The following is a 21,380-nucleotide window of genomic DNA, read 5'->3' on the forward strand; positions in this document are numbered from 1 at the left end:
TTAAGTATTTAGCTCTTCAAACAATATCAGGCCAACCGATGGGGCTCATTGGTTCATTCCTCCAATTTTCTTTCTCAAAGAACTATTTTATTGCCTTCTCTTTACCCCTGGCTGGCCTGGCTTTAAACATCTTGATAGCGCTTATTATTATAAGCTTACTTTCTTATATATTTTATCTAATAATAAATAAAAAGGCGCCAAAAAGCCTTATTCTTCCCTTGACACTTATTTTATTTGGTGCTATAAGTAATTTTACTGATCGTTTCATCTTTGGCTATGTTATCGACTACTTCGATTGCCGATATTTTACCGTCTTTAACATCGCCGATATAATGATCAGTCTAGGCGTCGCTTATATTCTATTAGAATCATGGAAAAATAAAAAATATGTTTAGCTATGACTCGCTAGAAAAATCTATCAATAAAATAGATAATAGCGGCACCTTACTGGAGTTCGAATGTTTTTCCGGCATCAATCAGAATAAATATGGTACCGCCTTTATCCCTTTAGCCCACCCCGAAGAATTCACCGCTGATAAAAAAGAAAAAGACGAGATGGCTGAATATTTCCGCAGGAAAAACCTAGTTGATAAATACCATAACGAAATATATAAATTCGACACCTACTTGCCCTATGACAAGGCGATTGAACTAGTTAAGGACTGTCAACCATTTAATCCGGAAAGTCCGAGCCCAGATTTTGCCAAGAAACTACATGCCGCCATTGAGTCATACATAAAAATAGGAGATGGATTATCTTTAAAATTCTTTACAGCCGTTAATTCCCATCTTGACTATTTCCACGGGGTCGACGCTTTCTTTGAAATTAGCGATCAATCTGATAATATAGCCGCCAGGACCACGATTGACATTAAAAAATATAACCCAGAGAAGGCCATTAAAGCCGATCTACTAATGGTGGTCACGGAAACAGAAAAAGAAGCGTACGAGAAGGATGACCAAGCATACCAAGACAGAATAAACCAGGAAGCGAGAAAAATTGCTGTCAAACTCCTGGATAATTTTACCAAAAGAGCTAAAAAAAATTAATCAATAAAACATTTTTCTTTAAAAAAACTAAGCAGTGAAAAACCTAATCGGAGAGATTACCAAGAAACGTCTCGGCTTCTATCGTGTCGATGAGACAGCCCTAAAGAAACCCTTTGAATGGCCGCGAGCGGTATCCAGAAATTTCTGCACCAGCTGCGGCACCTTAACGGAAATTGGCCCTGATTATGCCAAACTTCTGCTCAAATATGCGCCTGAGCCCCGTCCTAACATTGAAGAGTTAAAAGACTTCTATTTAGAGAGTAACGGTTGCGGCGCTTGTAAAAAAAGAAGTACACAAACCAACATTAAGCCTATCTTATGAAAGGCAAGGAGCTAAAAACTCCTTTTTTTATTTAAAATTAAGTAAAATATACAATGAATATTTAACTTACTTGACATATATTTTATTTAATGATATATCTTCTTTATGCTATTTAAGGAACCAAAAATAGAGCCAGCTTTCGAACGCTACCGCGATCTTTTTGAACGTATAGTCGAAGAAGAGGTCCAGGAACTGGAAAAATGTGGTCATAGTATCGGCGAGGGGCGCACTGCGAAAGTCAAGGTTTCTGATGTAAAAGATTTCATCTGCCTTAAAATTATTGACTATCGTCAAGTTAGGAAGAATAGCGTCAACCTTACCAATAAAGCCAACGAAGAAATGGAATTTCTGGATAAATTATCCGATATTGATTTCCTAAAATCCATCGGGATTAATCAAAGGATAGTGCCAAGGCCGATGTATTCACAGAATAGCTCCAATTTTGGCTTTATCTTCATGCAAAAAATCAGCGGCTTTACTATCAAAGACTGGAGAGAGGGAGGGTGTAAAACCGAGGCTCTGCCAGCTGGGTTCAATTGGAAACAATATTTTGATCAGTTAGAAGATATTATAAATAAACTTAACAATGCAAATATACACCACCGTGATTTTCATGACGGAAATATATTTGTTGATGATAAGGGCCACCCGATTATAATTGACTTCGGTAACGCCAGAGAGACATTCTTAAGCGACGAAGACCCTTACCGGGAAGATGACTTCCGAGGTGGCACCACCGTCTACAGCTCTGATAAAAAAATGCTTTCGGACATTAAAAAAAACATTCTAAAATAAAATAGCTATGCTCAGTAGAGAAATGAAAAAAAGCATTACAACTAATGCTGAAAAACTCAACGAAGAAAATCAAACAATCCGGCTGGAGGAACCATTTAACGGCGTCCTGATCAGCCTGAACGAACCAGAAGATGAAAAGCTGAAATCACGATCGGAAAAAATCCCTTTCGCTGAAATCGGTCTGAGCCGGGAAGGCCATTTCTATCTCATCATCGAAAGAATGTTTGGAAAGAGAAACTAAGGCTAAACGCCTTAACCAAAAAAGGACTGAAAACAGTCCTTTTGTTTTTAAAAATTAGTAGAGTATTTCCCTTAAATCACCCTGTAAATGGCTAATCCTGATCTTCTGGGCGTTTTTTAAAAGCCCCTTAACTCTATCAGCCCATTCTATTAAAACCACCGTAGAATGGTTACAATAATCAGCAAAACCGATTGATTCTAGGTCCTGGGCAGAATGAAGGCGGTAAGCGTCAATGTGACAAAACTGTTTGATAGATTTATGTCCTTTCACCGGATAAACTTTCATGATATTGAAAGTGGGGCTATTAATCCTTGATTTTATACCCAAGCCACGAGCTATACCTTTAGCCAAAACCGTCTTGCCCGCCCCTAAATCACCATATACGGCCAAAACTTCTCCACCACAAAAGTCGGCCGCTAACCTTTGGCCGAAGGCGAATGTTTCCTTATCTGATTGGCTTAATAGCTTAATCATAATTCAAGCTTAAATGATTTTCTAGAAAAATAAAAGCATGATTCGCATAAAACAAAATAAGCCTGCAAGGCTTATTTTATTAAGTGGGCGCACAAGGATTCGAACCCTGGACCCCTTCGGTGTAAACGAAGTGCTCTAACCAGCTGAGCTATGCGCCCCTTCAACCCCGGTGGGCGAAAGAGGACTCGAACCTCCACGGCCTTGCGGCCACAAGCCCCTCAAGCTTGCGTGTCTACCAGTTTCACCATCCGCCCGGCGTCTAAATTAAGATTTAACAACCTTTTCTTTAAGTCTCTTCTTATAGCCGGAACGCAAATAATATAATTTAGCTCGTCTCACCTTAGCCTCTTTCTTCACTTCAATCTTGGTAATAGTCGGCAAATTCAAAGGGAAGATCTTCTCTACGCCAACACCGCCATCGGAAATCTTGCGCACGGTAATCGTAGCACCAATCTCTTTTTTGTGCTTACGGGCAATGATTAGACCCTCAAAATACTGGACCCTCTCCTTTTCTTCGCCTTTAGAATTCAATTCTTTAATCTTTTGATAAACTCTAACGGTTAAACCAGGTTTTAGTTCTGGAAAACCAGCCTTGGCTTCCGGTTTATCAATCGCTTTGTTTTCAGCCATAGTATTAATGGAAACAAATAACGCGTAGTCTAAGACAACGCGACTGTTTAAAATAATAATTCACTAACTTTCCTTTATATTATAAGTAAATTCATTTCTTGTCAATATGACTCCGGACAAAGCCTAAAACAGCTTTAAAAACCTGTTTCAGGCTCAAATCGCTAGTATCTAGATAAAAATCATAGTGTTTTTTCAGGTAAGGATTGATATTGAAATACTTCTTATACCTCTTCTTATCGCTTCTTTTTCTTTCTTTCAAGCTCCGCAGAACATCTTCGACGCTATTTAAGCCATCCGCCTCGTTGCGTGATTTTTGCCCGCTTTTTTGCTTTACATCTTGCAAAATGCGCTTAGCCGCCTCATGATCATCTACATCTAAATAAATTTTAAGAGAGTGAGGGATAAAATACCAAGAAGTCCGACCCTCGATTATAAAATTGTCCTTGGTACGCCCCAACTCTTCCTGATACTTATCTACGGCCAGATCAGTCTGGGGATCGCTTTCGCCTAGCTTGTTATACTCAGCTAAGGTCAGCCCCATCTTTCTGGCTGCTTGCCGCCTCAGACCACCCATATAATAACGCGGCCAGGACAATTCATCGGCTAACATTTGCGCGATCGTACTCTTACCCGAACCATGGTTGCCACTGATGGAAATTATCATATTTTTAGTTTACTTTTCTAAATGAAGTATACTATAATGATACCATAATCATACAAATATGTATTTAGAAAAACTAGAAATCCAGGGTTTTAAGTCCTTCGCGCATAAAAACAAATTAGTTTTTCCGGGAATAATCAGTGGCACCAAAAGAGGCATAACCGCCATCGTCGGACCTAACGGCTCGGGCAAATCAAACGTTGCCGATGCGGTTCGCTGGGTCTTAGGAGAACAAAGCCTCAAGACTTTACGTGGTAAAAAAAGCGAAGACGTGATCTTTTCCGGGTCACATCAGAAACACCAGCTCAGTTTTGCCGAGGTATCATTATATTTGAACAATTCCGATAAATCATTCAGCTTCAAGGTTGATAACGATAATCAAAACGGCCAAGAATCCAATGATAGCTATATAAACTACTCAGAAATAATCATCACACGTCGCCTCTACCGTAACGGTGACAGCGAATACTTGATTAACAACAGTCGCGTCCGACTATTAGACATCCAGATGCTTTTAGCTAAGGCTAATTTTGGACAAAAGACATACAGCGTTATCGGCCAAGGGATGGTCGAAAACTTTCTCAATACCAGCGCGGCTGAGCGGAAAGATTTTTTTGATGAAGCGACTGGCGTCAAGCAATTTCAGATAAAACGCGACTATTCCTTGAATAAATTAGAAAATAGTTATGAAAACCTGCAGCAGACAGACATGTTGCTCAATGAAATCCAGCCTCGCCTGAAAAGCCTGACCAGACAGGTAGAAAAGTTAAAAAAGAGAGATGAGCTAGAAAAGGAATTGAGGGAAAAACAGCTCGATTACTATAGTTTTTTCTGGAAAGAAATAAATACCAAGTTGGAAAAAATAAATTCCGACTCTCTAGAATTAGAAAAAACTGAACGGGGGCAGAAGGAAAAGATCGAAAAACTCCTGGCGGATTTAAACAAAATTAAAAATACTAGCCAACATCAGGAAACCGAAGGCTTACGCTTGGATTTAGAAAAACTACAGGGTAATAAAAACCAATACATCAAACAGCTGGCTCGTCTGCAGGCGGAAATCGAACTTAATCTAGAAGCTCAGGGTCAGTTCGACCTTTCTTGGCTGAACAAAAAACAAGCCGAGCTGATTTTAGAGATAGAACGGGCTGATAAAGAATTAAAACTAATCCAAAATGCTGGCCCTCAAGAGAATAAAGAATTGGAAGCTGAATACCAAAAGATTCAAAAAGACTTAAGCCACCTAAACCAAACGCTAGCTGAGAGACAGCGTAATAGCCGAGACCAAGCAAAAAACAGCCAGCCAAGCCCGGGAAACGAACTGATCAAAGAACTACTAGTCGAACTAGAAGAAATCAGAAAAGAAAATGATTTAGAAAAAATAAGAGAATTAATAGAGAAACTGAGACAATCATACATTTCACGGCTGGAAAAGCTAGAAAATTCCGAGGCATCTGATGTCCTTAAGGAAATCCAGACTATCCAGGCGGAAATCATCTCGATCAGTGAAAGAAAACAAGAACTAAGTGAACAGATCAGCCGCTACCGCTGGGAAAACGACAGACAGGCAGAAAGAATGACCGCGGCCAAAAAAATCAAACAACAGCTAGAACAGGACTTATTGGATATAGAGAGTAAAATAAAAAAGAGCCAACAAAAAGTGTCTGTACCTCAGATCCAAAAAGAACAGAAAGAGCTGGAAGAAAAAATCAAAGGCATCAACCAAGAAATAGAAAATCTAGAAGATCAGCTAAGAAAAATCGCGGCTGGACAAGAAAATGAAAAAAAACAGTTATTCGAGCTCCAAAAAAACTTGCAGAATCTACAATCGGACCACAGCCGAATCCAATTAGAGCTAAACGATCTTAAAATTAACGCCACCCGGCAAGAAACCCGGCTAGAAGACCTGGAAAATAACATCCGTAATGAGAGCCTCGACCTTCTAGCCATAAAGAAACATGAAAGAAACTCCATTGAATTTGAAGCTGACAAAGCCCAAAAAAGAATCAATGACTTAAAAAATCAATTAGAGCAAATCGGCGGTATCGATCCAGAATCGGAAAAAGAATACGAAGAGACAAGGAACCGCTTTGAATTCTTAAATACCCAAACCCAGGATTTGAAACAAGCCATAGATTCTTTAGAAAAAATAATTGGCGAACTCGATGTTAATATTAAAAACCGTTTTGATAAAGAGTTTAAAATTATCGAAGAGAAATTCAACGAATACTTTAAGATCTTGTTTAATGGCGGCAATGCCAAAATCACCAAGCTCAGCCTAAGCGAACAAGAAAAAGAAGAAAACGGAGGCAGCGAAGGCGGGGTAGAGAAAACTAATGAAGAGCTAAAACGGGTAAAACTCCTTAAGAAATATAACGCCACCGGCTTAGCCGGAATTGAAATACAGGCGACTCCACCCGGAAAAAAGATCCAATCGGTTTCAATGCTTTCCGGAGGAGAAAGAGCCCTAACTGCTATCGCCTTAATTTGTGCCATCATTAGCGCTAATCCGTCGCCTTTTGTCGTCCTGGACGAAGTTGATGCCGCTTTAGACGAATCAAACTCGGAACGCCTGGCAAAAATCTTAGACGACCTCTCCAATCGCACCCAATTCATCGTTATCACCCATAACCGAGCTTCCATGAAAAAGGCCAATATCCTATACGGCCTGACCATGAATGAAGGCGTCAGTCAGCTACTGAGCTTAAAGCTAGATACGGAAAAATAAAAAATAAAAACAACTTAAAATCTGCTAAATAGCAGATTTTATTGTGGGCTAAACCTGAAAAACAAAATTTACTTTTTTACCTTAAATTTGATATAATATAAATGATTATCTTAAAATATATGACCAAAAAAATTTTTGCCCTTTTTCTTCTTGGAACCTTCATCATCACCTCTGGCTTCGGCTGTAAGACGACTGACTCTAAAACTAAAAAGGCCATGGAGCCAATTACGATCAACTACTGGCGAGTATTCGATGGTCCTGATGATTTCCAAGATATTATAAAAGAATACCAAAAATTACATCCATTCGTAACTATCAACTACCGCAAGCTGCGCTACGCTGAATATGAAAATGAACTGATAAATGCTTTGGCTGAAGACCGTGGCCCGGATATTTTTTCTATTCACAACACCTGGATTAAAAAATATCAAAACAAGATTGCTCCTCTCCCCGCTGAAATAACGATGGCTTATCCAGTAGTTACAGGCTCAATCAAAAAAGAGGTTATCAACCAACTCCAAACCAATAAAAGCCTGACAGCTAAGGATGTCCGGGACAGATTCGTCGACGTAGTTGGCAATGATGTGATTTTAGAAAACAACCAAATCTACGGCCTACCTCTATCAGTCGACACCTTAGCCATGTATTACAACCGGGACTTATTCAACGGCGCCGGCATTATCGAAGCGCCCAAGTATTGGAATAAGACTTTCCAGCAAAATGTCAAAAGCCTCAGCAAACAAGATCCTAAAAAAGAGATCATCCAATCAGGCGTAGCGCTAGGCGGTTCCACTAACATCAACCGGGCTAGTGATATCCTCTCGGTCTTGATGATGCAGAATGGTGCCGTGATGCTCGATAACAACACCGTCCAATTTAACCTGATTCCTAACAAGCCGGGATTTAAAGAAAACAACTTCAATCCAGGAGGGGACGCTCTAAAATTCTATACCGACTTCGCTAACCCAGGCAAAGAGGTATATTCTTGGAACGAAAAACTGCCCAATTCTCTAGAGATGTTCACTAGCGGCAATTTAGCTATATATTTCGGTTATTCCTACGATCTGCCAACGATTAAGGCTGACGCGCCAAAACTTAATTTCTCGGTCTCCAAGCTGCCCCAGATAGAAGGCAATCCGGATGTAAATTTTGCTAATTACTGGGTAGAAACCGTATCGAAAAAGAGTAAATACATCAACGAAGCTTGGGATTTTATCCAATTTATGACCCAAGAAAAACAGGTAAAGTCATATCTGGATAAAACTAAAAGGCCAACCGCCATCAGAGCCTTGGTCCCAGAGCAAAGAGAAAACCCCGAACTGGGCGTATTTGCCGACCAAGTCTTAACAGCTAAAAGCTGGTATCGCGGCTTAAATCCGAATATAGCAGAGAATGCTATCCTAGAGATGATTGACGCGGCTGTTAGAGATAAGGACAGCGGCCGCCTAATGGAAGCCCTAAATGATGGCGCCGCCAAAGTCCAACAATCTATTAATTAGAATATGAAAAACAAAAAAATAATCGGATTCATCATCGTTGCCTGTTTCTTCCTGGGTGGTATTAGTCGGACAGGTTCCGCCGCTCCACTAATCCCAACAAATGAAAGTGGCAACTACACTCTTAATGATTTTGTCATCCTAGGCGTCAATATCTCTAACCTCATCTTAGGATTAGTCGGCTCCCTGTCTTTACTGATGTTCATCTACGGTGGTATCACCTTTCTAATTTCTGCTGGCAATGCGGAGCAGGTGTCTAAAGCGCAAAAAATTATAATTGCGGCCGTAGTCGGGCTTATTATCGTATTCACCAGCTACCTGATCATCCAATTCATTATGACTAACCTAGGATATAAATTTAATGGAGGCGTCTGGAATGCTGTTTCAAATAAATGACCCCAACATTTACCCCCAAAAAAATAATCAACGAGGAAAATATCGGAAATAAGCTGCAACAAGCTAGAGCTTTTAAAGGCTTGAGCTTATCCCAAGTCAGCGAAGCGATAAAAATTAAAACCTCATACATCGAGGCCTTAGAGGAAAACAATTATCAAACGCTTCCCTCCGGCTTATACCGATCAAGTTATTTAAAGAAATATGCTAAATTCCTAGGATTAGATGAGAAATACTTATTCGCACAACAAGGCCCGCAATTTTTAGAAATAAACAAACAAGACAACCCCTTTTCCAGGCCAATTATCCAAAAAAGAAAATTACTAGTTTTTCCTAAAATAATTCGCAATCTCCTAATCACCATAGTCATCCTAATCTGTCTTTTCTACCTGGGCCTTTATATTAAAAAGATCTTCTTCGCTCCCTATCTCATAATATCCCAACCGAACAAGAATCTAGTCCAGGATTCCAACCGATTAGAGGTAATCGGCCAGACGGAGGTAGAAGCCGAGGTCAGAATCAATAATGAATTAGTCTTAAACAATAAAAATGGACAATTCTCTCAAACGCTCATCCTTAAGAAAGGCTTGAACAATATCGTTATCGAAGCCAAAAAAAAATATAGCCGCACCCAAGTCGTCACTAGACAAATTTTAATCCCTTAAAAATATGCTTCAACTAAGCAAAACAAATCCTTTGATAGACATCCGTTACATTATCGACCGCATCGGTTTTGAAGAAAACGACAAGGTGGCCGAGCTTGGCTGCGGCAGTTTTGGTTATTTCGTTTATCCTATCGCCCGCCTAGTTGGTAAAAATGGCCGGGTATATGCCGTCGATATCCTAAAAACCGCCCTAGAAGAAATCAAGAGAAAAGCCATCCAGGAAAACCTTAGACAAATAGAGACTATCTGGAGCAATCTAGAAATCTTCAAGGCTACTAAAATTCCCAGCAACTCACTGGATGTGGTTTTATTGATAAACGTGTTGAGTCAATCCGATAAGAAAGCGGAGATTATCAGGGAGGGCACGAGGCTCTTGAAAAGAAACGGGAAATTAGTTATTATCGAATGGAAAAGCGGTGGCACGTCTTTCGGGCCTATCCTGGAAAAGAGGCTAAAGATAGATTCTATGAAAAATGCAGCCGGACAGTTAGGCTTAAATCTAGATAAAGAATTCACCGCCGGGCCGCACCACTACGGCTTAATACTTAAAAAAATATGAAAAACCTTCTAAGCTTCAATTACTGGTTCAATCTAAGACCGGAGGCACTTAACCCTATGGCTAATAAGGCCTTCATCGCCCTTATCTTGTTACTAGTGATTGGCGGCGGCATCTTCCTATGGCTTAAGAACAGAAAAGGCTTTTATCGCTTCCTGTTCAAAAAACTATACAATTTCAGCATCAGCAATGCGATTATCGGTTTATTATTTCTATTTTTTAACTACGAAAACGCTATCTTTTTCTCGGCCCGCTTCTGGCTCCTAGCCTGGTTGATCATGATGATAATCTGGCTGATATTCATTGCTAAAGAACTAAGAAAGATACCTCTTCAGAAGCGCCAAGCCCAAGAAAATAAAGACTATAAAAAATATATTCCCTAAAATAAAAACCCTCGAATCCGAGGGTTTTTTGGTGCTTATCTTTAGAGGCTAACTTTTGAGACCGCTTGACGCTTTTAACAAGCGTTTTTTTAATTTTAATAAATTGGTCAGAAACTTGAAACTATCACGAAAAAATTTAACCTTACTGGGACGAGCTTGGTATCTTTCTTCCCGCCAATCAACCGGGATCTCTTGCAGGCGCCAACCCTGTCTAGCAGAAAAAACTAAGAGCTCGGTATCAAAAAACCAATGATCATCTAAAATCTCTTGAGCGACTGACCTAAAAACCTCATTTTTAAAAGCCTTGAAGCCGCACTGGGAATCAGAAAAACGGTGGCCCAGGAGGAGACGAGATAAAGCGTTGAAAATATAGGAACTCAAGGTCCGGTACCAAGAGCGATCAGTCTTTGACCCGGATAACAAGCGAGAAGCAAAGACTAAATCGGCTTCATTGCTTAATATCGGTTGTAAAAGAGCGGGCAGAGCTTTAAGATCAACCGCCAAATCAATATCCATATAAACCAAGACTTCGGCCTGGCTCAGCAAGAAATAATGTTTCAAGGACCGCCCCTTGCCGCCTAGTTTAAACTCTAGGGATTGAATTTTTTCCGGGAATCTCAAACATAAATCGCGGGTTATCTGAGCCGATTGATCGTTAGAGCCGTTAACTATGACCAAAAGGCGCCAATCTTTGTCTTGAAAAAATATTTCCCGCCCAAGATAATCAAGCACCTTTAAAATATTACTTTCCAAAATTTTTTCTTCATTGTAGACAGGGAGGCAGATCTCTATTTTCATATTACTTCACTTTATAAAAATATAACTTATCCTCGACGTCAAAGACTAGATCATATTCACGCCTGATATATGATTCTACCACATTATCACGCTTATGTCGGAAACGCTGCAAAGGATCAGCATAAGCTAAAATGGCACAATCTGGCCTATTTTCAGCCAGGTCGCCAAGAGCTGAGGCGAACTGTTCTTCAGTCTGATGCCCGCTAATTAAGATATCAAAACTAGTAGCATTAACCTTGCCGGATTCAAAATATAGATTAGGGAAAAATGGACCGACAAAAAGATAGGGCGAATGACAATTCTCTTGTATATAGGCAATAAATTTCTGGCTGCGGAAAGAAAATGGCCCCCACCACTTATCCTTAAGGTAAATAATCGAGGGAACAAGTAGCTGTAAAATAAAGATTAGAGCTACTACAGCCAGAACTATTTTCTCTATAATTCCCGACCTTACGGTTCTTAGATAGATAAAAGAAGCCAGACTAAATAAAGGGAAAAGCGATAAAAATAGATGATACTTATCGGGCAGGGGCCAACAAGCGACTAATAAAAATGCTTGCAAATAAAGCAATAAGCGTAAATCTTGACGTTTTTCTCGGCGTAAAAACAGCACAACTAGCAGCCAAATAACGGAAAAAAGTCCTAATCTGGCGTAAGAAATACGATTAGCTTCAATGTAGTGCAATAGAGGGAAATCTATTAAATTGGAATACAACACCTTTAGAGGCCATAACAACAGGATAAGCAAAGGAGCGATAGTGCTGATTGTATAATAAAATAATACCTTGGCTTGCGCGACGAACTCTTTTCTGAATAATAAGCTGAAAAAAATAAAAGAGGCCGCGGCCCCAAAAAATGCCAAACCCTTTTGTTGTAAGAACAATATTCCCAGGCCGCTCATTAGTCCCGCCCAACAGACTGATATAATCTTGTTATCTTTTAAATAAGACAGCAAAAAATAGGTAGCCCAAATCAAGCAAACAGTATTAAAAACATTATGGTTAATCAGCCAAAACCAAGCAGAGACAAAAACCAAAAAAATAGGGATTATATAATTAATCCAGGATCGACAAACTTTTTGGCTAATAGAAAAAATACCGACTATCCCGACAAACCAAATCAAATCGGCCAAAATTTGAGCCGGCCAGAAGCCCACCCCAAATATCTTCCAACAAAAGTAGACTAAATAGAAGCCAGCCGGAGGAATAAAGGCAAAAAAATCAAGATAAAGCTGCCGGTGATTAAACAGGTTCCAGGCGCCACCCAGTAAAACGCCCTCATCACTGTTTAAATAATGGGTTGAATGCAGGAAAAAAATGCCAAAAAATATCGTTAACCAATAAATTAGTCGTAACAATTTTGATGGCTTTAAAATTTTATTCCTTATTGCTATTTTTTTCATTTCGATGATAAAGGAGGCTAACAGAATCAGAGTATACCAGAGTCCAATCAGACGAAGAGGCTAAAAAATCCAATAATTCATTATCTTTATTGATTTCATCTTCGTTAATCATCATGAAGCTCTTTTCAAAAGCATTCAAATGTAGCCGTCCTACCGGATTCCTAGATAAAACCAAATCTATATTATATTCCTCAAGCTTATCAACCAGCTTATCCTGATCAAAAAAATCAAAATATTCTTCTAAGATAGAACGTCCTTTAAAATCAGCCTGGGGCATGCGTCCATCTATAAATAATTGCTTTTCTGGATATCGCCACAGCAAATAACCGCCCCAGCCAAAATCGTTAAACAAACGCTGGTTCTTAAAAAGAGGTTCGGATTTTATAAAAGCTAGAGCCTGACAAGGATAGAGGAATTGTCGGCGGCCGGGCCGATATTTATCCTCGCAAAAATTTTGGAAGGGATCCTGAGTGAACTTTATTCCTAAAGCCAAATTAGCAGTTACCACCAAGAAAGTCGAAATAATAAAAAACTTGATAAAGATATCTAGGCCCCTATTCTTAAGAGTTAGTCTCTCTTCTTTTGTTTTCCAAACCGGCAAAATATCACTAATAAATAATTTAAACAGGAGAGGAAAGGAAACGATAAAAAACAGAGGAAAGTGACGCCTTGATTTAATGGCTAAAACTAAAAAGAACAAAAACATCAGGCCGGCGAACAAATCCAATTTTATCTCTTTCTTTTTAAGAATTTTCCTAGTCCAAAAATAGATAGCCAAGAGGCTAACGGAAATATAGGTGAACTGCCAATATTGGTAAGGGAAGGCCCATTGGGGCAACCATTCAGATATATGGTTAAAATAGAAAGTGTTACCATAGCTAGAGAGGAAGTCGTAGAGGCTAAGGCCATAAGGACCTAGAAGGGTACTAACCCAAGCCAACAGCAAAAAGGCGACGAACATTAAAATTTCTAGCCAGGAGAACACCGTCGTGCGATCTAAGAAAGACAAGGCTTTTTGATTAATAACTAAACGCTCAAAAACCTTAAGCCCGATAAACATAAAAAGGATTCCTAAACCGAGTAAAAAGCCGCCGTGCAGATTCGCCCATAAATAAAAAAGTGGCAGCAGCCACCACAAGACCAGCCATTTTCTATATTTACTATAATTTAAGATTATAACCAAAAGAAGGACAAAAAAGAGCCAAGTGATCTCTTGTATTCTGACGCCTAGATGGGGTGCAACCGCTACAAGGGACAAGCTTTCAAATAAAATCAAAGGCCATAAATATTTTTTTAAGCTAATATTAAAATAATTATTTAAAAAATTATTTAAGATAAACAAGACAATCAAGGGTATGAAACAAAAAAATAAATTCAGCGTTAAATAACCAAGATTGTTATAAACATAGTAAATTGTCAAATTAGACAACCATTCATGATCCACCCAAGAGAAGCCTTCAAGGGTATAATTAGAGTAATTGATGGTTGGAACCTTGCCAGTACTGGCAATTTCTTGCCCTAAGCGAAGGTGCCAACCAAAATCAGGGTCGAGATAAGAAAAAGAATGCTGTAATAAAAAAACGAACACCAGAAGGTAAAATAAGACCCAGACTACTTTATAAAAAGGCAAACTTATTTTGGTCATAAAAGGCAAATCCTCAATTTGTGGCTAAAATTATGATAACATATTTGTTTTCATTTTTAAAATATGTTATCATTATTAGTATCAATAAAAATTACAACTAGAAAGGTGGTGAATTATGAATAAAAAATTATTAGGCAAAAGCCTTTTATCTTTCGCAATAATAATGCTTTTGATTTTACCAGTATTCGCTTTCGTTAGAACGTCTGCCGCCCAGGGTCTTGATGTTGGTATCAATGAGATCAACAATGAAATCCAATTAGGCACAGACGATCCTAGACTTATCGTCGCCAGGATCATCAACACTGCGATGTTATTCTTAGGTATTATTGCTGTTGTCATCATCTTAGCAGCTGGTTTCAAATGGATGACTGCTGGCGGCAATGAAGATAAGGTGGCTGAATCTAGAAAGTTAATGGGAGCTGGCGTCATCGGTTTAGTTATCATTTTAGCCGCTTGGGGTATCGCCAGATTCGTGTTAGAGAGATTAATCAATGCTACTAACAACCAATAAACCGTAGCATTATTTTCGGAGATCGATTTCGGAAAAAGTGGTCCTCATTAATAAATGGGGATCACCGCCCTAAATATAAAAATTGTATTTAGGGCGGTGATAACAATACTATGAATTTATCTCTTATAAAAAAGACAGTTTTATTTATGGGGCTGTTTTTTTGTTTTATTTCTTCATTCCAAGCTCTACCAGCCCTAGCGCAAACGCAAGTTGATAAAAGCTATGGTCTAGACGAGACCATGGGAGCGGACAATAGTAAATTAAGACAAGCTCTTTCAGACACCGACCCCAGGGAAAGAGTAGGTCAGATTATCGGCATCATCCTATCCTTCATCGGAGTTGTTTTCTTGGTCTTAATGATCTACGCCGGTATCCTTTGGATGACGGCGGCTGGCAATGACCAACAGGTTAACAAGGCAAAAAATTTATTGATAAACGCCATTATTGGTCTAATAATCGTCTTCGCTGCTTATGCGATCACTGCTTACGTCGGAGACCTACTAACCAACACTAGCGGGACATAAAATGAAAAAGTTAGCCAAAAATCTGATCGCCCTATGTTTGTCTGTTTTGATGCTTCTGCCGGTCCTAAGTCAGGCAGAAACTTTTAATTTTGCCACTGATACTGGCCTAGCTTCCACCAGCGACAAAGCTGGCTTCAGCCAAGAAAAGAAAAGTCCGGAAAATATAGTCCAGCCAATCATAACCGCTGTTTTATCTTTGATCGGTGTCCTATTCTTAGGTTTAGCAATTTTTGGCGGTATAAAATGGATGACGGCCAAGGGTAACGAAAAACAAGTGAATGAGGCGCAAATGATTATCACTAATGCCATAATTGGCTTAGTAGTAGTAGCGGCTGCTTATGCGATTACCTACTTTGTCCTTAAAAGCATCGCCAGCCAAACATTCAAGGGAGTATGAAAAAGCTATATCAATCAATAATTATAATCCTAATCTTGACGCTGGCTATATCTTTTGGATCTTCAGCTCTTCTAGCGGCCAGTTCTACGCCCCCGGTCAACCCTAAAGAATTAAATCTCCAAGATGCCTTTAAAACTCGGGACGGTAACGTCTGCCAAGGCGGCGACACTTTAGACTGCGTGGCTGATAAAGCTGGATTTGATACCGGTAAGATAGCCCAAAATGGCAGCAACGACACCATCGAGCCGATGATCCGGACGATTATAAATATAGTCCTATCATTATTGGGGATTATATTCATCGCTTTTATCATCTATGGCGGCTGGGATTGGTTTTCAGCGCGCGGAAATGAACAAAAACTAGACCGAGCTAAAGACACTCTAACCCAAGCCATCATCGGACTGCTGATCGTCTTAGGTGCTTACGCTATCAGTTATTTTGTTCTCAACATCTTTATCCCTTACCTAAAGTAAAATTATGAAAAAAAAATTAAAAGCCTTGCTAGTCTTGTTATTTTTAACCGCCATCTTGGTTTTGCCTTATTTCGTCTTTGCCCAAACGCCCACCAGCAGCCCCAGCAATAACCCCGTGGACAAGCTAAAGGTTGTAACTAGCGGCTCATACCAAGAAGCAGATGAATATACTTTAGCAGAGATACTAGGTCGAATCGCTAATGCCTTTCTTAGCCTCTTGGCGATCATTTTCATAATCCTTATCATCTTGGCTGGATACAACTGGCTTACAGCTAGCGGTAATGAGCAAAAAGTAGAAAAAGCGAAAGACACCATGACGCGCTCGATCATCGGCCTTCTAATTATATTGGGAGCCTGGGCAATTTGGATATTCATATTAAATAGCGGCCTTATCGGGGCGACCTTAAGCTAAAATTATGAAAAAAATTAAACTCTTGACTTTAACATTAATGGGTTTGGTGATAATGAATCTTGGAGTCCAGCCTCTTTTAGCGGCTACGAGCTCACCAGCTATTAATATCCAAGAGCAAAGCAATAGATTTAACCAGCAGGCAGGCTTCATGTCCAGCGACCTTGGCACTATCATCTCTTTAATCATTAAAGTGTTGTTAGGCTTCTTGGCCCTTATATTCCTAGTATTAATAATTATCGCCGGTTTCCAATGGATGACAGCGGCCGGTAATGAACAACAGATAGAAAAATCCCAAGCGACGATTAAGGCGGCGGCTATCGGGCTGGTTATCGTTCTCTCAGCCTACGCCATTACTTATTTTGTCTTCAATAAACTGCCATTCAACATGGCCGGACCAAGCGGTCCGGTTTCTAGCGGTCCATATTAAAAATAAAGATAAGCCAAAAGAAAAAAGGCGGCCGTTTTGGTCGCCTTTTTTTCAAAGATCGAGGTATATTATTAGTAAGGGGGGTAGAAGACATATCCATGACAGGCTATACCTGCATAATTCTGGACGACTCTTCCAACCGTGAGATTAATGGCACGTAAAGTGCTACGATATTCAGTAACTACCAGGTAGTTACCGGGGACCAATGTTATCTCCATTCTCGTTTTCGCTGGTACAGCGATTGATTGCGACAAACCGCCATTTAATGGTTTAAACTGGAATGAAACCATCCCTATAGCCTGGTTATCAATGACCACCTTCAACATTATTGTTGAATCAACCATGGTGCCATAAATAGGCAAATGTTCCAGTACATTAATTGAGGATTCCTCACGTCTTATGACGTTAGCTTGAAGCCTGCGCTTCATGGTATTCTGAGTCATCTCTCGGGGTATCCCGGTGGTGTTAGTATAACGATCAAAGATCGCTTTCCTGTTCTGCTCTAATTGAGCAATGCGGGAGTATAACCCGGTTAATTGAGAGGCGACAGCCCTGTTGTTTCTAACCTGTTCGGCCTTGCTTTTCCTTGTTTCATTCAGGAGGCTACTGAGTTTTTTAAGCTCCCTGATGCTTTTCAACTGGGAAGTAACATCTTTTGGATTAGCCGTATCGGCTTGAAGCTTGGCAATCAGAGCCATGAGTTTGGATTCCACCATAATCGTGGAGCTGGTGTCCTCCATGCTGTTTTCCAAGCGATTTGCCTGGTTCTGTAGACGAGTAATCTCGCCTTCAATGTGGGCAATTTGCCTGTTTTCCTGCCTAGTTTGGCCGGAAGCGACGGGAGCGGTGAACATAAGCCAAAAAATGGCTAAAATTACGGATAAAAAAGTGGTTGTCTTCATGATTGATATGTTTTTTTTGTTTAATATTCGTTGTTTTAATGTTCGAGTAAATCCTTTTTAATTTACTTAGGGTAAGTATATCACACTTTATTAATATTGTCAATATTTATCCCCAGGCCTAATCTTGACTTTAAAAGGCGGCTGTGATATAAAGATAAGTTCAAAAATTCCCCTTTAATAGGGGTTTTTGATTTCCCAAATTAAACAATTATATGAAAATATTAAAGAAATTAGGTGACGACTTAGTGCCTCTCAGTAGACGACAACATTCCTTGTTGTTCCTAATTGTCGCTTTGGTTTTCCAATTCATCTTTTTTGCTTTACCCAGCCTAGCTGATGAAATAAATACTAAAACCGCCAGGGCTGAAGGCGACTTAACTATAAAAGGCGATTCTTTAACTAAAAGTGACCAGCTAGACATGGTTATCGAGCAAGCCATCCAAAAAAGCCTGGATAGCCAAAAAGAATACGATACTGAAGTAAAAGAAGAAATAAAAGTTATAAGCTCCAGCGTGCGCCGATTAAGCGCTTATAACTCTGAAGCTGGGCAAACCGACAACTCTCCTTGTATAACCGCTAACGGCTTTAACGTTTGCGAACATGGCCAAGAAGATACTATTGCGGCGAACTTCTTAAGCTTTGGAACAAAAGTTAGAATCCCAGAATTATTCGGTGACAGAATATTTGTGGTCCGAGACCGCATGCACAGCAAAAACGGGCAAAAGGTTGATATCTGGATGAAGAACCGCTCTGACGCCCTTAAATTCGGGGTGAAGGTGGCTAAAATAGAAGTTTTAGAATAAAACATAGATATAAAAAACAAAAAAGCATCCTCCTCGGTGCTTTTTTGTTTTACTAACAGTTGGTGCTAGTTCTAGAAAAATAAAGGCAAGAAACGACGACGTCTTAAAAATCTTTCTTTCTTTAAAATCGCTAAAGTCGTAGGCACGACCGTGTCAGGAATCAAAGAGATACTATTAATACCGCATTCTACTAAAAACTCGGCAAAATCAGGAAAATCACTAGGCCCCTGGCCGCAAATTCCTACCTTGCGCTTATGCTTTTTAGCGCTAGCGATTAAATTCCTAATTAAAATTTTAACTGCTTCATTCTTCTCATTAGAAATTCCGGCCACTTCTAAGCTTCCGCCGGAATCTCGATCAATCCCTAAAGTTAATTGGGTTAAATCGTTAGAGCCGATAGAAAAGCCATCAAAAATCTGGCAAAACTTATCAGCTAAAATAATATTAGCGGGTATTTCTGCCATAACATAGACTTCTAAGCCATTCTGGCCCCGCTTCAAGCCGTTGCGCGCCATAATATCCAAAACCTTCTTCCCCTCTTCAACGGTACGGCAGAAAGGAACCATCACTTTTAGATTCTTCAAACCCAATTCATCGCGAACCAATTTCAGGGCCTGGCATTCTAATTCAAAGGCCGGCAAAAAACGCTTGGAATAATAACGACTAGCACCCCGCCAGCCAATCATAGGGTTGGATTCTTCCGGTTCATAAGCTTGGCCGCCGATCAGATTAGCATACTCATTGGTCTTAAAATCAGATAAACGGACTATTACATCTTTTGGATAGAAAGCTGCGCTGATCATCGCTATTCCTTGTGCCAGACGGTCGACGAAATATTTAGCCTTGTCCTTATAGCCCGGAGTTAGAGCTTCAATTTTTTTCTTCACAGCTAAATCCTTGAGCTTATTATAATCCAGTAGGGCCAAGGGGTGAATCTTTATGTAATTATTAATGATAAACTCTAAACGCGCTAAGCCGACTCCATCATTAGGGATAAATGAGTTAGCAAAGGCCATATCTGGTTCGGCAATATTAACCATTATCTTTGTCTTGGGACGTTTAAGATCTTTTAAATTTGTCTTTTCAATCTTAAAAACCGACTTACCTTCATAAACATAACCTTCTTCACCGCCAGAACAATCTACGGTCACCGCTTGTTTGTCCTTGATTTTAGTGGAAGCATTATTAGTCCCGACCACGCAAGGAATTCCAAGCTCCCGAGAGACGATGGCGGCATGGCAAGTCCTGCCTCCTTTATCGGTCACGATGGCGGCCGCGATCTTCATAATCGGCTCCCAATCAGGATCGGTCATATCTGTAACCAACACTTGGCCCGGTTTAAAATTACTAATTTCCTTAAGACTCATAATCCGATGGGCCATACCGGCACCAATCTTATTGCCCACGCTTTGGCCGCTGGTAATTACTGAACCGTGACGTCCCAATTTGTATCTCTCTAAAAAATTATAATCCCGCCGACTCTGGACAGTTTCTGGACGGGCCTGAATTATATAGAGCTCATGGTTGCGACCGTCTAAGGCCCATTCGATATCCATCGGCTTTTGATAATGTTTCTCGATATCAATGGCCCACTTAGCTAACTGCCTAACTTGGGCGTCGCTAATGGAAAATTTATCTTGATCAGCTAAACTAACCTTAACATTTTTAACCGTATTATGACCGCGGTTCTTATCATAAACCATCCGCAATCCTTTTGTCCCTAAAGATCGGGAAATAATCGACAGTGTCGGCTTAAAGACGTAAAACTCATCCGGGTTAACCCGACCTTGGACGATATTTTCTCCGAGGCCATAGATGGAATTGATTAAAACTGCATTCGCAAAGCCGGACTCAGTGTCGATAGTAAACATAACACCAGAGGCACCCAAGTCGGAGCGGATCATTTTTTGTACGCCGACCGATAAAGCAATGGAAAAATGATCAAAACCCTTATCAACTCGATAAGAAATTGCTCGATTAGTAAAAAGAGAGGCGATGCATTTCCTGACAGCTAACAAAAGATCTTTCTCTCCAACGACGTTCAAGAAAGTTTCCTGCTGACCAGCGAAGGACGCGTCAGGTAAATCTTCGGCTGTAGCACTCGAACGCACAGCTACATCTAACTGAGCCACTTTGTTTTCCTGAGATAATTTTTTATAGGCTTTCACGATCGCTTGTGAAAAATCTTTAGGGAATTCTGTTTGCTCGATCAATTTCCTAATAGCTGCCCCCTTAAGCGCCAAGCTTTTTAAATCATGCGTATCCAAACCTTTCACAATTTCCTTGATTTTCTTTTTTAAACCCGTGCTCTCTAAAAAATAATTGTAAGCATAGGCGGTAGTGGCAAACCCATTGGGAATCTTAATCCCTCGACCGGATAAATGCTTATACATTTCTCCTAAAGAGGCGTTTTTGCCTCCGACTTTAGGAACATCTTTAATGCTTAGATCAGAAAAAAACTTAATCAAATCGCTTTTTAGCATAGGAATATTATCTTAATTTAATTTTTTATTTTATGTTATGATTATAACACATTCTTTACATTAAAAAAATAATAATCTAAGATGAAAGAGCCCTCTTAAGGGGCGGACGTGGCGAAACTGGTAGACGCACTTGGCTTAGGACCAAGCGGGGCAACCCTTGAGAGTTCGAGTCTCTCCGTCCGCACAAGCAAGATCATCCAGAAAAAGCTATT

Annotated in this window: 25 protein-coding genes and 3 tRNA genes; 18 read left to right on the plus strand and 10 right to left on the minus strand. The window is 39.9% G+C overall.

The genetic code is table 11. From position 1 onward, the window contains the following. The first annotated feature begins 387 nt into the window (after positions 1 to 387). From WC441_04025 to WC441_04040, 4 genes are all read left to right on the plus strand, one after another. Positions 388 to 1,050, plus strand: a complete 663-nt coding sequence (locus tag WC441_04025; GenBank protein MFA5163660.1) for a hypothetical protein — start codon at positions 388 to 390, stop codon at positions 1,048 to 1,050. 34 nt (positions 1,051 to 1,084) lie between these two features. Beyond that, positions 1,085 to 1,372, plus strand: coding sequence for a hypothetical protein (locus tag WC441_04030; protein MFA5163661.1), 288 nt, complete (start codon positions 1,085 to 1,087; stop codon positions 1,370 to 1,372). Between the two features lie 105 nt (positions 1,373 to 1,477). Next, a complete protein-coding gene (locus WC441_04035) occupies positions 1,478 to 2,167 on the plus strand; it encodes an AarF/UbiB family protein (protein ID MFA5163662.1) in 690 nt (229 codons plus the stop codon). A gap of 7 nt (positions 2,168 to 2,174) precedes the next feature. Continuing rightward, positions 2,175 to 2,408 carry a hypothetical protein gene (locus tag WC441_04040; protein MFA5163663.1) on the plus strand — a complete coding sequence of 78 codons (234 nt, stop codon included), beginning with the start codon at positions 2,175 to 2,177 and terminating at the stop codon, positions 2,406 to 2,408. A gap of 54 nt (positions 2,409 to 2,462) precedes the next feature. Here the strand turns inward: WC441_04040 and tsaE are convergent, their stop codons facing one another. The 5 genes from tsaE to WC441_04065 all read right to left on the minus strand — a co-directional run bounded on the left by tsaE (position 2,463) and on the right by WC441_04065 (position 4,176). Then, a complete protein-coding gene (gene tsaE, locus WC441_04045) occupies positions 2,463 to 2,882 on the minus strand; it encodes a tRNA (adenosine(37)-N6)-threonylcarbamoyltransferase complex ATPase subunit type 1 TsaE (protein MFA5163664.1) in 420 nt (139 codons plus the stop codon). 84 nt (positions 2,883 to 2,966) lie between these two features. Then, positions 2,967 to 3,040, minus strand: a tRNA-Val gene (locus tag WC441_04050). A gap of 12 nt (positions 3,041 to 3,052) precedes the next feature. Continuing rightward, positions 3,053 to 3,136 (minus strand) — tRNA-Leu (locus tag WC441_04055). Between the two features lie 10 nt (positions 3,137 to 3,146). Then, the gene (gene rplS, locus WC441_04060; protein ID MFA5163665.1) at positions 3,147 to 3,512 is read right to left on the minus strand and encodes a 50S ribosomal protein L19; all 366 of its coding nucleotides are present in this window, start codon (positions 3,510 to 3,512) and stop codon (positions 3,147 to 3,149) included. Between the two features lie 91 nt (positions 3,513 to 3,603). Next, positions 3,604 to 4,176 (minus strand): cytidylate kinase family protein, encoded by a 573-nt coding sequence (locus WC441_04065; GenBank protein ID MFA5163666.1) that lies wholly within the window; start codon positions 4,174 to 4,176, stop codon positions 3,604 to 3,606. Between the two features lie 58 nt (positions 4,177 to 4,234). On the opposite strand from WC441_04065, the gene WC441_04070 reads away from it, so the two are divergent. The 6 genes from WC441_04070 (at position 4,235) to WC441_04095 (ending at position 10,391) form a co-directional block, all read left to right on the plus strand. Continuing rightward, positions 4,235 to 6,898: an AAA family ATPase gene (locus WC441_04070; protein ID MFA5163667.1), complete on the plus strand. Its 2,664-nt coding sequence runs from the start codon at positions 4,235 to 4,237 to the stop codon at positions 6,896 to 6,898. Between the two features lie 119 nt (positions 6,899 to 7,017). Next, on the plus strand, positions 7,018 to 8,397 hold the full coding sequence (locus WC441_04075; GenBank protein ID MFA5163668.1) for an extracellular solute-binding protein: 1,380 nt from the start codon (positions 7,018 to 7,020) through the stop codon (positions 8,395 to 8,397). A 3-nt stretch (positions 8,398 to 8,400) separates the two neighbouring features. Further along, positions 8,401 to 8,790: a hypothetical protein gene (locus WC441_04080; GenBank protein ID MFA5163669.1), complete on the plus strand. Its 390-nt coding sequence runs from the start codon at positions 8,401 to 8,403 to the stop codon at positions 8,788 to 8,790. Further along, positions 8,787 to 9,452 (plus strand): helix-turn-helix domain-containing protein, encoded by a 666-nt coding sequence (locus WC441_04085; protein ID MFA5163670.1) that lies wholly within the window; start codon positions 8,787 to 8,789, stop codon positions 9,450 to 9,452. The genes WC441_04080 and WC441_04085 overlap by 4 nt, the downstream gene beginning before the upstream one ends. Positions 9,453 to 9,456: 4 nt before the next feature. Then, entirely contained in the window at positions 9,457 to 10,011 is a 555-nt protein-coding gene (locus WC441_04090) for a class I SAM-dependent methyltransferase (GenBank protein ID MFA5163671.1), read from the plus strand. Beyond that, the gene (locus WC441_04095; GenBank protein MFA5163672.1) at positions 10,008 to 10,391 is read left to right on the plus strand and encodes a hypothetical protein; all 384 of its coding nucleotides are present in this window, start codon (positions 10,008 to 10,010) and stop codon (positions 10,389 to 10,391) included. Before WC441_04090 ends, WC441_04095 begins: the two co-directional genes overlap by 4 nt. Positions 10,392 to 10,439: 48 nt before the next feature. On the opposite strand, the gene WC441_04100 is transcribed toward WC441_04095, so the two are convergent. The 3 genes from WC441_04100 to WC441_04110 are packed head-to-tail and all read right to left on the minus strand — an operon-like array spanning position 10,440 to position 14,236. After that, positions 10,440 to 11,189: a glycosyltransferase gene (locus tag WC441_04100; GenBank protein MFA5163673.1), complete on the minus strand. Its 750-nt coding sequence runs from the start codon at positions 11,187 to 11,189 to the stop codon at positions 10,440 to 10,442. A gap of 1 nt (position 11,190) precedes the next feature. Further along, positions 11,191 to 12,546, minus strand: coding sequence for a glycosyltransferase family 39 protein (locus tag WC441_04105; protein MFA5163674.1), 1,356 nt, complete (start codon positions 12,544 to 12,546; stop codon positions 11,191 to 11,193). Positions 12,547 to 12,565: 19 nt separating this feature from the next. Next, on the minus strand, positions 12,566 to 14,236 hold the full coding sequence (locus WC441_04110) for a hypothetical protein (GenBank protein ID MFA5163675.1): 1,671 nt from the start codon (positions 14,234 to 14,236) through the stop codon (positions 12,566 to 12,568). 115 nt (positions 14,237 to 14,351) lie between these two features. On the opposite strand from WC441_04110, the gene WC441_04115 reads away from it, so the two are divergent. From WC441_04115 to WC441_04140, 6 genes are all read left to right on the plus strand, one after another. Further along, the gene (locus tag WC441_04115) at positions 14,352 to 14,747 is read left to right on the plus strand and encodes a hypothetical protein (protein MFA5163676.1); all 396 of its coding nucleotides are present in this window, start codon (positions 14,352 to 14,354) and stop codon (positions 14,745 to 14,747) included. Positions 14,748 to 14,857: 110 nt separating this feature from the next. After that, positions 14,858 to 15,271: a pilin gene (locus WC441_04120; protein ID MFA5163677.1), complete on the plus strand. Its 414-nt coding sequence runs from the start codon at positions 14,858 to 14,860 to the stop codon at positions 15,269 to 15,271. 1 nt (position 15,272) lies between these two features. Further along, entirely contained in the window at positions 15,273 to 15,668 is a 396-nt protein-coding gene (locus tag WC441_04125) for a pilin (GenBank protein MFA5163678.1), read from the plus strand. Next, positions 15,665 to 16,141 carry a hypothetical protein gene (locus tag WC441_04130; GenBank protein ID MFA5163679.1) on the plus strand — a complete coding sequence of 159 codons (477 nt, stop codon included), beginning with the start codon at positions 15,665 to 15,667 and terminating at the stop codon, positions 16,139 to 16,141. Before WC441_04125 ends, WC441_04130 begins: the two co-directional genes overlap by 4 nt. Positions 16,142 to 16,145: 4 nt before the next feature. Beyond that, a complete protein-coding gene (locus tag WC441_04135; protein ID MFA5163680.1) occupies positions 16,146 to 16,553 on the plus strand; it encodes a hypothetical protein in 408 nt (135 codons plus the stop codon). A 4-nt stretch (positions 16,554 to 16,557) separates the two neighbouring features. Continuing rightward, complete coding sequence (locus tag WC441_04140) at positions 16,558 to 16,980, plus strand: hypothetical protein (GenBank protein MFA5163681.1); 423 nt, start codon at positions 16,558 to 16,560, stop codon at positions 16,978 to 16,980. A 71-nt stretch (positions 16,981 to 17,051) separates the two neighbouring features. Here WC441_04140 and WC441_04145 read toward each other — a convergent pair whose 3' ends face one another. Continuing rightward, positions 17,052 to 17,834 (minus strand): hypothetical protein, encoded by a 783-nt coding sequence (locus WC441_04145; GenBank protein ID MFA5163682.1) that lies wholly within the window; start codon positions 17,832 to 17,834, stop codon positions 17,052 to 17,054. 260 nt (positions 17,835 to 18,094) lie between these two features. Between WC441_04145 and WC441_04150 the strand changes: the two genes are divergently transcribed. Next, positions 18,095 to 18,685 (plus strand): hypothetical protein, encoded by a 591-nt coding sequence (locus tag WC441_04150; GenBank protein MFA5163683.1) that lies wholly within the window; start codon positions 18,095 to 18,097, stop codon positions 18,683 to 18,685. A gap of 71 nt (positions 18,686 to 18,756) precedes the next feature. On the opposite strand, the gene ppsA is transcribed toward WC441_04150, so the two are convergent. Beyond that, on the minus strand, positions 18,757 to 21,168 hold the full coding sequence (ppsA, locus tag WC441_04155; protein MFA5163684.1) for a phosphoenolpyruvate synthase: 2,412 nt from the start codon (positions 21,166 to 21,168) through the stop codon (positions 18,757 to 18,759). Between the two features lie 102 nt (positions 21,169 to 21,270). Between ppsA and WC441_04160 the strand changes: the two genes are divergently transcribed. Continuing rightward, a tRNA-Leu gene (locus WC441_04160) sits at positions 21,271 to 21,352 on the plus strand. Positions 21,353 to 21,380 lie beyond the last annotated feature (28 nt).

It is taken from the genome of Patescibacteria group bacterium (assembly GCA_041651355.1).
Taxonomy (GTDB): Bacteria; Patescibacteriota; Patescibacteriia; order Patescibacteriales; family UBA12465; genus JAPLVX01.